This window comes from Candidatus Baltobacteraceae bacterium (assembly GCA_035502855.1).
Classification (GTDB): domain Bacteria; phylum Vulcanimicrobiota; class Vulcanimicrobiia; order Vulcanimicrobiales; family Vulcanimicrobiaceae; genus Aquilonibacter.
The window spans coordinates 17,311-30,202 of record DATJTX010000001.1; the positions used below are offsets into that span (position 1 = coordinate 17,311).

The window sequence follows — 12,892 nt, forward strand, 5'->3', positions numbered from 1 at the left end:
AGATTCATTCGGTTTCTTTGCGCGCGTCGAGGGCCCGGATCGCGTCTTCGAGCAGCGCCCGTACCGCTTTGGGATCTTCGATCCCGTCGACGTCGAGATAGAACTCGAGGCCGCCGCCGCGTTCGCTAAAGACCGTCGCAGCCGCGGGCCCGTCGATGTACCCCTCGATGACGTACGGGATGACCTCGCGCGAAATGCCTTTGACGCGGATCGGAGCCAGCGCGTGCGCGTGCACGGCTCCGCGAACGAGCGCGTAGGTCTCGTAGCTGACGACGATCGTGCCGGGTTCCGCGATGGACTCCAGACGTGCGGCAAGGTTTGCTTCGGCGCCGATGATCGTATAATCCATGCGTTCCAGCGATCCGAAATTTCCGACGCTGCAGTAGCCGGTGTTGATGCCCATGCGAACGCGGAACGGATCTTCGATCCCTTGGCTGCGCCAGCGCGCGTTCAATTCGGTCAAGCGCGCCTGCATCGCGATCGCCATAAAGACGCAGGCGAGCGCGTCTTCGGACTCGCCGCGGCTCTCCGGATCGCCAAAGAAAACCAAAATCGCGTCGCCCACGAATTTGTCGATCGTTCCGCCGTACCCGAGCGCGATCGCGGACATCTCCGTGAAATACTCGTTGAGCAGCGCGGTGAGCGTCTCGGGCTGCAGCCGCTCGCTGGTCGACGTGAAATCCTTGATATCGGAGAAGAAGATCGTGAGCTTCTTGCGCGTGGTCGCGATCTCGGTGCCGGTGCGCCCGCTGAAGATACTCTGGTAGATCTGCGGTGAGATGTACTTCGAGATCTTCTGGGAGATCGAGGAGACGAAGGCGTATGCCGCTCGCGTTTCACGCGATTGCCGGCGCTGGAGTGCGATCGCTCCGAAGCCGATGATCGCGAGAAAAACGAAATAGAGCAGGAGATAGCGGAAACCGCTCACGTTGTAGGCCGCGCGCTCGGTGACGATCAGCTCCTGAATTCCGCCGACCTGACCGACGCTCCAATCGCGCTTCGGGCTATCGGGGCTGGCGTTGTGACACGCGACGCATCCGGCCTCCATCATGATCGGCGTGGCGTAGCTCACCTGCGAGGTCATGCCGTTCCACGCAACGTTCGTCAGCGTTTGACGGGGGTTGCGCTCGAGCGAGGCAAGCGCCGCCTCTTCGAACGCGTCGAACGGATGCGCCGCGGTCCCGCGGAACGGGTAGTGCGAGATGAAACGGTAGCGGTAGGTCGCCTGGCCGTTGCCGATCACGTGGGCGAGTTCGAGCGAGAACTTCGATGGTATCGGGATGCCGCCGGGATGCTCGAGGTAGTGCGCGGTGACGAACGCATGGCCGTCGGCCGCGAGCACGCGGTCGACGACGTTGCTGGCATAGAAGTCGCGGATGCCGCTGATCACGGTCGAGAGGTTCGTCGCCTGCCGCTCGAGCGATGAGCTCGTGAGGTCCCGCAAATCGAGCCAAACCGCGAAAGGGAGACCGATCAGGACCATGGCCACGAGTAGCGCCATCAGGGCGGGAAGCGCACGCCCCATCCGGCCCGGCTCCTTCAGAATTGTAAAGCTCCTGTAAGCAGGCACCTGGTATATTGGTATGGGTCCAAAACGACGAGGGAAAGCTTCTTCGTTGTCAGCGAACCTACGACCCCGGAGGTGTAGGGGTGCAGTCGGCACGGATTCTTCGCGTGGGCGGCAGCGCCGGCGACAATCAAACGTTGGAGGGGCTGCTGCGCGGCGCAGGTCAATCCGACGTTCGTTTCAGCGGCGTGGCTGAAGCGCTGGACGCGATTGCGTCTCGGAGCGTCGATCTCTTGCTGCTCGATTTGATGCAGCCGAGCAACGACGTGTTCAACTTGCTTCGCGCCGCACAGCCGGCCAACGGCAAAACCAGCCGTGTGCCCGTCATCGTGACCGCGCCCACCACGGCGAACGACCGCGTTCAAGCTTGTCTCCAGCGCGGCGCCGAAGATTACGTCGTCACGCCGTTCGATGCAAACAACGCGCTCGTCCTCACCCGCCGGATCGAGCTCTGCCTGCATCGTAAACACTTGCGTGAGTTCACCATTCGGTTGCGCGCCGCAAAATCCGACGACAACGCGGTAATGGAACTCTACTCGAGCGCATCGAACAAATTCGTCCCTCGCGAGTTCCTCGAGCATCTGAACCGCAAAACGATCACGGACGTCCGGTTAGGCGATCACGTGCAGCGTGAGATGGCCGTATTCTTCTCCGATATCCGCGACTTCACGCGGCTTTCGGAAGGCATGACGCCGCAGGAGAATTTCAACTTTCTCAATTCTTACCTCAAGCGGGCGACGCCGATCATTCGTTCCAATCACGGATTCATCGACAAATATATCGGCGATGCGATCATGGCGCTGTTCCCCCGCGAGCCGATCGACGCGCTGCGGACCGGCGTGGAGCTGCAGCGGGCGTTGGTCAAATATAACCAGGGGCGCAAGATCGCCGGCTACGAGCCGGTTCGCATCGGCATCGGGCTCCACAGCGGCGAGCTGATCCTGGGTACGATCGGCGAGGAAGAGCGCATGCAGACGACGGTTATCGCCGACGCCGTGAACGTCGCGGCGCGAATCGAGGGGCTCACGAAGGTCTTCGGGGTTTCGCTGCTGCTGGGTAAATCGATCGTCGACAGACTTCCGCCGGATCACGGATTCCATTTACGCCATCTGGGCGCGGTGAGGGCGAAAGGCAAGATGCGCAGCGTCGAGATCTACGAGTGCTTCGACAACGACCCGCCCGAGCTTATGCAGCACAAGATCAACACCGCGGATCTGTTTGGCAACGCGATCAACCAATTCCGTGAGGCGTTATTTCTGAGCGCCGGCAACGCGTTCGCGCGCGTTTCGCAAATGAACGCGCAGGATACGGTGGCGGCGCACTACCGGGATAGCTGCTCGCTTGCTGTCCTGAAAGGCGGCGGTCCCGCTTGGGACGGTGCGGAACGGATCGAAACGAAGTAGATCAACTCGTTCTCAAAGTTTAGGATCAGATTAGAGGTCGTCGCAGCCGGAATTTTGTGAAAGGTCTGTGGCGTTGACGCGAGGCATTTCCACTGGCACAGAGGGCCCCTACCATGATCCACTCGTCGATTAAGCGAGCGCCGTTTGCGCTCATTTTATCCGCCACGCTGGCGGCAGCTTATGTGGGTGCAATACCCGCATACGCGCAAGATTACGGGCAATACGACGCCGAAGCAGGCGCAAACGCGCCGCCGGTTGCGCGCCTGGCCATTGTCGAAGGACAGGTCGCTCTCAAGCACGGCGATCGAGGCGATCAAGCGACCGCCATTGCCAACGCGCCGATCGAAGCCGGCGATTATATTACGACGGGCGACGACGGGCGCGCCGAGGTTCAACTCGACGCCGATACGATCATTCGGGCCGGCGCCGATACGCAGCTGCGGTTCACCCAGCTCGACGATTCCGGCGAAACCGCGCAGATCGCACAGGGCACGATTCAATTGCGCGTTTTCGCGACCGGTCAATCAAACGTGCAAGTGCAAACGCCTTCGGTGAACGTGGAGCCGTCGGAAGCGGGCGCATACCTGATTACGGTTACCGCAGACGGTACGACGCAGCTGACCGCCCGCAGCGGTAGCCTCGCCGTCACGACGCCGCAGGGGTCACAAGAAGTCGATCCGGGTCAAACGATGGTGGTGGCCGGTAGCGCGACGAATCCGCGCTATCAGTATATCGGCGAGGTCGCGCAGACGGACCTCGAGCAGTGGGGGGACACGCGCGATCAGCAGATCGCCGCGGCTGAGAGCACGCAGTCGCAATACGTCGGCGATGACATGGTCGGAAGCTCGGACCTGAGCCAGTACGGTCAGTGGGTCGACATTCCGGGTTACGGCGATGCCTGGGTGCCAAACGGAGTCGCTCCGGATTGGACGCCGTACAGCGCGGGTAGCTGGGTTTCGTTGAACTATTACGGCCCCACATGGGTCGGCGCCGAACCCTGGGGTTGGGCGCCGTATCACTACGGCCGCTGGTTCTATGCGCCGACGGTCGGCTGGGCGTGGTCGCCCGGGCCGCCCTACGCGCGTGCGGTGTGGTCGCCCGCGCTGGTGGCGTTCTTCGGCTTCGGCGGAGGCACGCACATCGGGATCGGCTTCGGCAACGTGGGTTGGGTCCCGCTCGCGCCCGGTGAGTTCTATCGCCCGTGGTGGGGACGCGGCGCGAGCCTTTCGTTCGGCCTCGATTTCACCCGCTACCGCAACTACGCGCACGGATACAGCAGCGTCTCGTATGCGGCATGGCAGCACGGATCGCCCGGCGGCGTGCGCCCGAGCTACTCCGGTCGCGGGGGAAGTCCGGGTTGGCAGCGCTTCGGCGGCGGCGGCGTGTCGCAGTACGCGCGCCCGGCCGCGTCCGCCGGCGGCTGGCAGCGCTTCGGGGGCGTGTCCTCATACGCTCGGCCGTCATACGCTCGGCAGTCGTACGCGCGGCCATCGTACGCGCGGCCATCGTATGCCCGCGCGTCGTACCAGCAGCGCGCTTACCAGGGCTCGTACCAACGGCAATACGCGCAGCGTTCGTACGCGCCGCGTTCGTACGCTCAACGTTCCTATCAACCGTCGTATCAACGCCAATACGCGGCGCAGCGTCAGTACGCGCCGCAATATCGCGCGCAAGGTGCCTATCGGAGTGGGCCTTCGCGCTCGAGTACCTACCGCGGAAGCCGTCCAGGTGGACGAGGGAGACCATAAGCACCACTTATAACGCACGGGGCGCCGTCTTTTAGAGACGGCGCCTCTTTCCACACAACTGAGGGCACCCATATGCGCACCTTGATCGGCCTGTTGGCCGTCATGCTCTTCGCCGGCGTTCCGTTTGTAGCGCCGGCTGCTTCCAATTCCGGACCTGCCCCCGCCGATGAATACTTTGGACCGCATCACCAGAGCATTCTCGAGATTCGCAATCGGCTCGATAACATGGACAGCAAGACCGATCGCGAGCTCATCGACAGCAACGCGGTCGTCGAACTGGACGACGTCGCGGCATCGATCAGCGACTGGCACCAACAATATCCGAACGATCCGTGGCTGCCGCGCATGTACGCTCGCTTGCTGCGCGATTATCATCGGGCCGGCGCCGCTTCGAGCCCTCGCGCAGTCGCGATGCTCGACGAAATGAAGAACGCCTATCCCGACGCACCGGAGACCAGCGACACGGTGGCGATGATCTACGGCGGCGGACCGGGCGTCACGTTCGCTTCGATCCCGCCGCCGCAGCCGATGGACGCGTGGGCGCGGTTCGACGCGATGCGCTCGGGAACGTCGCCGGGCGACGGCGGTCCTTAAGCGGCTAGCTTTGGGGGAGCGCGCCGCGTAAGGCGGACGCGGCCGCTCCCAAGGCGCGTCGTGCTTCGGGCACGATGCGCGGGAAATTCACGAAACCGTGTGCGAGGGTCGGGCGCACGTCGTAGACGACCGGAACGCCGGCGCTGCGTAAGCGGTCCGCGTAGTAGCGGCCCTCGTCGACGAGCGCGTCGTAGCCGGCGGCCAGGAGATAGGTCGGCGGCAACAGCCCTGGATCGGGTGCGTCGATCTGTCGCAGCCAGGGGTTCGACGCGTCTGCCTTCGAGCGAAAGAAGTTCTGCATAAACCACGTGCGCAGCTGCGGCGTCAGCATCGCCCCTTTGTCGAATGCGCGTCGCGAGGGAAAGCGTTCGGTCGCGTCGAGCGGTGGATAGATCAGCAGTTGATAAGCTGGGCGCGCGAGCCCGCCGGCGACCGCGAACGCGCTCAGCGTTGCGGCAATCCCGCCGCCGGCGGAATCACCGCCCACCGCGATGCGCCGCGGGTCCAGCCCGAGAGCCGGCGCTTCGCGTTGCAGCCACCCCAGCGCGTCGAAACCGTCCTCGAACGCGACTGGAAAGCGATGCTCCGGACCCAGACGATATTCAACCGAGATCACGGCGAGTCGGGCGGCATGCGCGAAATAGCGCGTGAGGTGATCGTAGCTCGGAACGTCGCCGATGACCCAACCGCCGCCGTGGAAGAAGAGCAGCACGGACGAGGGCGTCGCAAGACCGTCGGGACGGTGCAGGTGCGCGCTGAGCCTGGCGCCGTCTCGTGCCGGAAACGTCAGCACGCTGGTTTGAACCTGCGCGACCGGCGGCATGCCGAAACGGCGGTTGAGTTCAGCGTAGCCTGCCCGCACTTGCGCGACGCTCGCTCCCGGACGAAATTGCCGGCCCCGCGCAACGGTGATCCAGTGCAGTAGCGTGATACGCCAGTCAAGCATGATTCATGGCTCGAGATACTTGGCGAACCAGCTCGCGAAGATATGCAGCCGCTCGACGCGATGGATCGGGCTTCCGACGCGGTTGAGGTCGTGATTCTCGCTCGGCACCTCGACGAAACGCACGACGCGCCCGAGCTGTTTGAGCGCCGAGAATTCATCCAACGTCTGATCGAGCGGTGTCTCGGTGTCCTGCGTCGAGTGGAGCAGCAGCAACGGAGTGTGGACGTTCTCAACGTCGTTCAGCGGTGAATCGACGTAGTTTTTGCTCGCGGCATCCCACGGTTTTCCCCACGCGTACTCGCCGCCCAGGCCGTTGGAACTTGCGAAAAACGCGTCGAGCGACTCGGTGGCGAGATCGCTCGCGGGCCGCTCGCTGATCGCGGCCTTGAAGCGGTCGGTGTGTGAAATGACCCACAGCGTCGCATAGCCGCCGTAGCTGCCGCCCAGCACGCCGAAACGATTGGGATCGACGTTCGGCCGTTTTGCCACCTCGTCCATCACGCGCATCACGTCATCGAACATCGGCGGACCCCAATTACCCTCGAGTGCATGTTCGAACGCCCAGCCGTAGCCGATGCTCCCCTCGGGGTTGACGAAAACCACGTTGTATCCCAACCCGCACCAATATTGCAACTCGTGGAAAAACGTCGACCCGAATTCGGCCTGGGGTCCTCCGTGGATATCGAGCAGCGTCGGCCGCTTGCCGTGCGCTCGCGGACCGACGGCGGGCATGAACCAGGCTTGCACGCGATAACCGGCCGCATCCGTAATCCAAAAGCTTTGCGGCGTGGAAAGCAGGACGCTCGCAAGATAGCCTGCGTTGAGCGCGGTCAGCGCGCGGCTGCGGCGCGTTCGACGATCCAGCACGCACACTTCCGCGGGATGCCGGAAGTCTGCGCACGTGTACGCGATCGTCGATCCATCGGCGCTCATCGTGCAGTCGGCGACTTCGCCGCGTCCGTCGGTGAGTTTGGTGACCAGGCCCGTCCGGCGATCGATCGCGATCAGCGTGCTCGAGCCCGGCGTCGAAATGTCGGTGACGATCGTACGATCGCTCGGGGTGAAGAGCGGGCCGCAGATCGCACCGGGCATCTTCAAGTCGGCTAGGACCCAGTCGCCCCACTGATAGCTGTTCGAGGGGACCAGCGCCGTCGGCGCACGTTCGTTGGGTGCAATCGAGACGAACGCCGGATATTCGGCGCTGTCCTCGACGTTGCCGGAGAAGAAGTAGAGGCGATTGGTGTGATGCGTGTAGGCAGGCTGCACATTCGCTTCCTGCGGCGAGGACACGCGCCGCATCGCTCCGCCCGTGGAGGGAATCGTATACACGTCGGAGAGGCCCACCCGCGGCGAGTCGCGGCGAATCGACGTGAACGCGATACGCGCGTCGTCCGGCGACCATGCAAATTGATCCTCCGACCAGCGATGTCCGCGGGTGAGCGCGATCGCATGGCTGCCATCGGCCCGCATCACCCACAGATGCTGGTGCTTATCGTAGGTATAGCCGAGGCCGTTGACTTCGTAGCGCTCGACGTCGATTTGCCGGATGTCGCTCGTGCGCTGCGCCGGTGAGGGCGTAAAGCCCGCCGCGGCAAAGTCGATCTGTGCCGGCGGCTGCCTGTCGACCGTTACCGACGCGAAGGCGATCCGCTTGCCGTCGTGCGACCAGATCGGATCGTAGGCGCCCGCGGCCAGATGCGTGAGCTGCGCGGTCGTTCGCTTGGAGGGATCGTAGGCGAAGATTTGCGGTACGCCGTTGACGGATCGCACGAAGGCCAGACGATCGTCCGGCGCCCAGACCGGCGAATCCGATACACCGTCGCGCGTGATCGGGTAGGACGCGCCCCCGCTCGTCGAAACCAGCCACACGTTGCGATCGTAGCGGTCCTTCGGTCCGTTCATCCGTGCGACGACGAAGGCGACGAGCCGGCCGTTGGGTGAGATGGCCGGCGCCGAGACGAGCGAGAGCGCGAAGAGGTCCTCGGCGCGCACCGGCCGCAGCACGGCACCCGGCGATGCGATCGGAGCGAGCAGGGCGCTCGCCAGGGCCAGCGCGAGAAGCCGCTTCAGCGGCCGTAAAAGGCCGGCCCGCGAAGAATTGAGCGGTGAAGAATAGGAATCGGCAGCTTGCCCGGAGGCAGACGTGAGAAGTCGCGGCGTGCTCATGAGAACTGCTAGTTAACGCCGACGGGCGTTGCGCCTGCTTTGGCGAAAGCCGCAGCATGTTCGCGGATATCGTCGGCCCCGAAAACTACATCAGCGATGCAGCCGGGCTGCGCGTCTACGAATGTGACGGCCTGACCGGAACGCGCGTGCGCCCCGCGGGCGTCGTTCTGCCGGGCAGCACCGCCGAGGTGGCGCGGTGCATCCGCCGCGCCCGCGAGCTTGGCATGCCGATCGTGCCGCGCGGCTCGGGTACGGGTCTCTCCGGCGGCGCGCTGCCGGTCGAAGGCGCCCTGGTCATCGGCACGGCGCGTATGCGTTCGATCCTCGCCGTCGATCTCGAAAACCAACGCATGCGGGTGCAGCCCGGCGTGATCAATCTCGACATCAGCAAACATTTGGCGCCGCTGGGCTTTTACTACGCGCCCGATCCGAGCTCGCAGAGCGTCTGCTCGATCGGCGGAAACGTTGCCGAGAATTCGGGCGGCGCTCACTGTTTGAAGTACGGCTTCACCGTCAACCACGTCGTCGCGCTCACGCTGGTGCTCGTGACCGGCGAGGTGGTAGAAATCGGCAGCGCGGTTGCCGATCCGCTCGGATACGACCTCATGAGTGCGGTGATCGGCAGCGAGGGCCTCCTCGGCATCGTGACCGAAGTCGTCGTGCGGTTTTTGCGCAAGCCGCAGGCGACACGCACCGTTTTTGCCACCTTTCCGTCGACCGATGAGGCGGGGGAGGCGGTCTCGCGCATCATTTCGGCCGGGATCGTTCCCGCCGCGATCGAGATGATGGATGCGCTGGCGATCGAAGCGATCGTTGCCGCAACGCACGTCGACTGGCCGCTCGACGTCGGCGCCGCACTTCTCATGGACGTCGACGGTGTCAGTGCCGAAGTCGAGGAGACCGCGCAGGCCGCGATCGCCATCCTGCAAGAGAGCGGGGCGCTCGAAATTCGCAGCCCGCACGACGAGAAGGAACGGCAGTTGATGTGGATCGGACGCAAGGGTGCGTTCGCGGCGATGGGGCGGATCAGTCCGAACTACTACGTGCAAGACGGCGTGATTCCGCGTTCCGATATCGCGCGGGTGTTGCGCGAGATCGCCGAGCTTTCCAGCCGCTCGGGTTTCCGGATTGCCAACGTCTTTCATGCCGGCGACGGCAATCTACACCCGCTGGTGCTCTACGACGCGCGCGCCGGCGATGAATCGGAACGAGCGGAACACGTGGCCTCCGAGATCCTGCACATCTGCGTGAAGTACGGCGGTTCGATCACGGGCGAACATGGCGTCGGCGCCGATAAAGCGGCGTACCTCGGCGAGATGTTCGGCGAGGACGATTTGGAGACGATGCAGTACGTGCGCTGCGCGTTCGATGCCACGCAGTCGTTCAATCCGACCAAGGTCTTTCCGGCACCGCGGCTTTGCGGCGATCGCGCGGGCGCGCGCTGATGCACGCGCCGGCGTCACTCGACGAGGCTTCGGCGCTGTTGCGCGAATTGGCGGCGCGCCGGAAGACGGTCGGTATCACCGGCGGCGCCTCGCTGCGTGGTCCGAGCGCGGTTCCGGTCGACGAGGTCGTCTCGACGCGCGTACTCGATCGGATCGTGGACTACGTGCCGGCCGACCAGATCGTCACGGCTCAGGCGGGGATGACGATCGCCGGTTTGCAGGCGGTGTTACGTGAATCGAAACAACGCCTTGCGCTCGATCCCCCGGCGCCGGACCGTACGACGGTCGGCGGCGCGGTCGCGGCCGCGAGCTACGGGCCGCTGCGCACGCGCTACGGCACCGCCAAGGACGTGATCGTGGGAATGACGATCGTTCGCGCCGACGGAACGCTCGCACGCGGCGGCGGGAAGGTGGTCAAGAACGTCGCGGGCTTTGATATTCCGAAGTTGATGGTCGGCACCTACGGAACGCTCGCGATGATCGGCACGGTGACGTTTCGCTTGCATCCGCTGCCCGAAGCGCAGAAGGACATCGTGTTCGTCGGCTGCGACGCGAGCGCGCTGCGGCGACTCTGCGCCGCGATGACGCAGGCGCAGCTCGAGCCGAGCGCCGTGTACGCGGTCTACGACGGCGAACGCTACGCGGCGTGCGTGCGGTTCGAAGGCTTTCCGGCGGGTGTTGCGGCGCAGTGCAGCGCGGCGCTCGCGCTCCACCCGGGCGACGTGCGCGAAGGCGCATCGCTGCGCGCGGTGCATGACCTGGCGCGTACCTCGGGCGACGTTCAGCTCAAAGTAACCGCGCCGCCGTCGATGGTGGAAGACCTGCATGCGCGCGCAATTGCTCCGCTCCACGCGGCACTGCTTCACGCCCGTTCGGTGATCTATCCGGTGACCGGCGCCGGCTTCCTGGGCGGCGATTGTTCGGATCTGCCGCGGGTGCTCGATGCGCTTACACAAGCGCGGGCGTGGGCCGAGAGTGTCGGCGGCACGCTGGTCGTGGATGAAGCGCCGCCGCGATTGCGCGCCGCGTTCGATTCCTGGGGAACGCCTCCGCCCGCGTTCGCATTGATGCGGGCGCTCAAGGAGCGTTTCGATCCGGATCGACGCTTGAATCCGGGCGGATTCGTGGGCGGATTGTGATCGATCTCATCTCGGAATGCGTGCACTGCGGCTTTTGCCTGCCGGCGTGTCCGACGTATCGCTCGTGGGGAGTGGAAGCCGATTCGCCGCGCGGCCGGATCGATTTGATGAAGGGCGTCGTGGAAGGCACGCTCGCGCTGGATCAATCGGTGGTCGAGCACTTCGATCGCTGTTTGGGATGTATGGCGTGCGTCACCGCGTGTCCGTCGGGCGTTCGCTACGATCTGCTGATCGAGGCGACGCGCGCTAAGGTCGAGACGCAGGTGAGGCGATCGCCGTTCGAACGCTGGTACCGCGCGCTGATCTTTGCGGTCTTTCCGTATCCGCAGCGCATGCTGCGGCTGGCGCCGCTCATGAATCTCGCCGCGCGGCTTGGGATCCAGCGCTTCGTACGAGGGGGCGCGCTGCTTCCAACGATCGACGTCGCGGCGGCGGCGGCGCCGTTGCCCGAGCGTCATGCGGCGCGGGGGCCGATGCGGGCACGGGTGGGCCTACTGGCGGGATGCGTACAACGGGTGATGTTTCCGCACGTCAACGCCGCGACGATTCGCGTGCTCTGCGCCGAGGGATGCGAGGTGATCGTACCGCCGGCAGCGGGTTGCTGCGGCGCGCTCTCGCTGCACAGCGGACGTGCGCAGGAAGCGAAGCGATTCGCGCGCACGCTGATCGAGCGCTTCGAAGAAGCGCATGTCGACGCGGTGATCGTGAACGTCGCCGGCTGCGGTTCGGCAATGAAGCAGTACGGCGAGCTCTTGGCGGACGATCCGGCGTGGTCAGCGCGAGCGCAGGCGTTTGCCGGCAAGGTCCGCGACGTCAGCGAATTCTTGGCCGAACTCGAGCCGCGGGCGGTACGCCGGCCGATGGACGCCGTCGTCGCCTACCATGATGCCTGTCACTTGGCGCACGCGCAGCGGGTGCGCGAGCAGCCGCGCGCACTCTTGTGCACTATTCCAGGCCTGAAGCTGGTCGAGATTCCGAACGGCGACCAGTGCTGCGGCAGCGCCGGGACCTACAATCTTTTCGAGCCGGCGAGTTCGCGGGAGATCGGCCTGCGCAAGATCGAGAACGTTCTCGCGACCGGCGCGCCGATCGTCGCGAGCGGGAATCCCGGCTGTACGCTGCAGATGCAGGCGCTGCTGCGTGAGCGTGGCGTGGAGCTGAAGATCGTTCACCCGGTCGAGATCCTGGATGCAGCGCTCGATGGGCGTCGAATGGACGAAGCATGACCGTTCGCCATGCCTATCTCGTTTTCGTACTCGCGTCGATCGCCGCGGCGCCGGCGGCGTCGCCGCCTCCGAATCCCATTACGCTTGCTACCGCTACGAAGAGCACGGGCACGGCGACGTGTTACGCGGCCGATGGTTCGTCCGCGCTTGGCACGTGGGAGCGAGTGAGTAGCCTTGGCAAAACCACGGAGCCGTCGGTGCTCGACGCGCCCGCCGAGGCAACCGCGCCGCCTGACGCGATGCTGTACTGCCGCGGAGCCGCCGGCCCCGGCCGCATCGAGGCAAAACCCGCCGACCTGGTCTACCCGCCGGGAACGATGGTGGAGCCGGTCTACAAAGTGACGATCTTGCATCCTGCCGCCGACGGACAGCCGCCATTCGACGTCGCACTCGGACCCGGCGGAGAGATCAGCAAGGCACCGTTCGGCGAGGCGATCATCTTCGACAGGCATTCGATGCTGATCGTGCCCGCGACGTGGAAGATTGCGCGGGCGGCAATTGCCATCGAGCCCACGCGTCCGAAGACCTATTCTTCGACACTGGACGAAGGCGGCTGTGAAGTAAACCGGATGGACGACGAAGACGAATATCCGCGCTACATCGGCACCTCGGCCTCGGATTGCTCGATCAAAGTCGATCTGAATACGTTGCAGTGACA

General features: G+C 64.7%; 10 protein-coding genes. 7 read left to right on the forward strand and 3 right to left on the reverse strand.

Features of this window, described 5'->3' with window-relative positions; all coding sequences use genetic code 11:
• Positions 1 to 4: 4 nt before the first annotated feature.
• Entirely contained in the window at positions 5 to 1,525 is a 1,521-nt protein-coding gene (locus VMF11_00135; protein HTU68700.1) for an adenylate/guanylate cyclase domain-containing protein, read from the reverse strand.
• Between the two features lie 125 nt (positions 1,526 to 1,650).
• On the opposite strand from VMF11_00135, the gene VMF11_00140 reads away from it, so the two are divergent.
• From VMF11_00140 to VMF11_00150, 3 genes are all read left to right on the forward strand, one after another.
• Positions 1,651 to 2,970, forward strand: a complete 1,320-nt coding sequence (locus VMF11_00140; protein HTU68701.1) for an adenylate/guanylate cyclase domain-containing protein — start codon at positions 1,651 to 1,653, stop codon at positions 2,968 to 2,970.
• A gap of 113 nt (positions 2,971 to 3,083) precedes the next feature.
• On the forward strand, positions 3,084 to 4,718 hold the full coding sequence (locus VMF11_00145) for a DUF6600 domain-containing protein (protein ID HTU68702.1): 1,635 nt from the start codon (positions 3,084 to 3,086) through the stop codon (positions 4,716 to 4,718).
• Between the two features lie 72 nt (positions 4,719 to 4,790).
• Complete coding sequence (locus tag VMF11_00150; protein ID HTU68703.1) at positions 4,791 to 5,312, forward strand: hypothetical protein; 522 nt, start codon at positions 4,791 to 4,793, stop codon at positions 5,310 to 5,312.
• 4 nt (positions 5,313 to 5,316) lie between these two features.
• On the opposite strand, the gene VMF11_00155 is transcribed toward VMF11_00150, so the two are convergent.
• The gene (locus tag VMF11_00155; GenBank protein ID HTU68704.1) at positions 5,317 to 6,258 is read right to left on the reverse strand and encodes an alpha/beta hydrolase; all 942 of its coding nucleotides are present in this window, start codon (positions 6,256 to 6,258) and stop codon (positions 5,317 to 5,319) included.
• Between the two features lie 3 nt (positions 6,259 to 6,261).
• Complete coding sequence (locus tag VMF11_00160) at positions 6,262 to 8,424, reverse strand: S9 family peptidase (protein HTU68705.1); 2,163 nt, start codon at positions 8,422 to 8,424, stop codon at positions 6,262 to 6,264.
• 56 nt (positions 8,425 to 8,480) lie between these two features.
• Between VMF11_00160 and VMF11_00165 the strand changes: the two genes are divergently transcribed.
• Genes VMF11_00165 through VMF11_00180 form a run of 4 tightly spaced genes read left to right on the forward strand, consistent with a single transcriptional unit; the run spans position 8,481 to position 12,890 of the window.
• Positions 8,481 to 9,869, forward strand: coding sequence for an FAD-linked oxidase C-terminal domain-containing protein (locus VMF11_00165; GenBank protein ID HTU68706.1), 1,389 nt, complete (start codon positions 8,481 to 8,483; stop codon positions 9,867 to 9,869).
• On the forward strand, positions 9,869 to 11,008 hold the full coding sequence (locus VMF11_00170) for an FAD-binding oxidoreductase (protein HTU68707.1): 1,140 nt from the start codon (positions 9,869 to 9,871) through the stop codon (positions 11,006 to 11,008). The genes VMF11_00165 and VMF11_00170 overlap by 1 nt, the downstream gene beginning before the upstream one ends.
• Complete coding sequence (locus VMF11_00175) at positions 11,005 to 12,234, forward strand: heterodisulfide reductase-related iron-sulfur binding cluster (protein ID HTU68708.1); 1,230 nt, start codon at positions 11,005 to 11,007, stop codon at positions 12,232 to 12,234. The genes VMF11_00170 and VMF11_00175 overlap by 4 nt, the downstream gene beginning before the upstream one ends.
• Positions 12,231 to 12,890, forward strand: coding sequence for a hypothetical protein (locus VMF11_00180; protein ID HTU68709.1), 660 nt, complete (start codon positions 12,231 to 12,233; stop codon positions 12,888 to 12,890). The genes VMF11_00175 and VMF11_00180 overlap by 4 nt, the downstream gene beginning before the upstream one ends.
• Positions 12,891 to 12,892 lie beyond the last annotated feature (2 nt).

Coding starts and splice junctions, on each gene's coding strand:
- VMF11_00150 (HTU68703.1), top strand. CDS start 4,791: ATGCGCACCTTGATCGGCCTGTTGGCCGTCATGCTCTTCGCCGGCGTT.
- VMF11_00165 (HTU68706.1), top strand. CDS start 8,481: ATGTTCGCGGATATCGTCGGCCCCGAAAACTACATCAGCGATGCAGCC.
- VMF11_00155 (HTU68704.1), bottom strand. CDS start 6,258: ATGCTTGACTGGCGTATCACGCTACTGCACTGGATCACCGTTGCGCGG.
- VMF11_00145 (HTU68702.1), top strand. CDS start 3,084: ATGATCCACTCGTCGATTAAGCGAGCGCCGTTTGCGCTCATTTTATCC.
- VMF11_00180 (HTU68709.1), top strand. CDS start 12,231: ATGACCGTTCGCCATGCCTATCTCGTTTTCGTACTCGCGTCGATCGCC.
- VMF11_00160 (HTU68705.1), bottom strand. CDS start 8,424: ATGAGCACGCCGCGACTTCTCACGTCTGCCTCCGGGCAAGCTGCCGAT.
- VMF11_00170 (HTU68707.1), top strand. CDS start 9,869: ATGCACGCGCCGGCGTCACTCGACGAGGCTTCGGCGCTGTTGCGCGAA.
- VMF11_00135 (HTU68700.1), bottom strand. CDS start 1,525: ATGGGGCGTGCGCTTCCCGCCCTGATGGCGCTACTCGTGGCCATGGTC.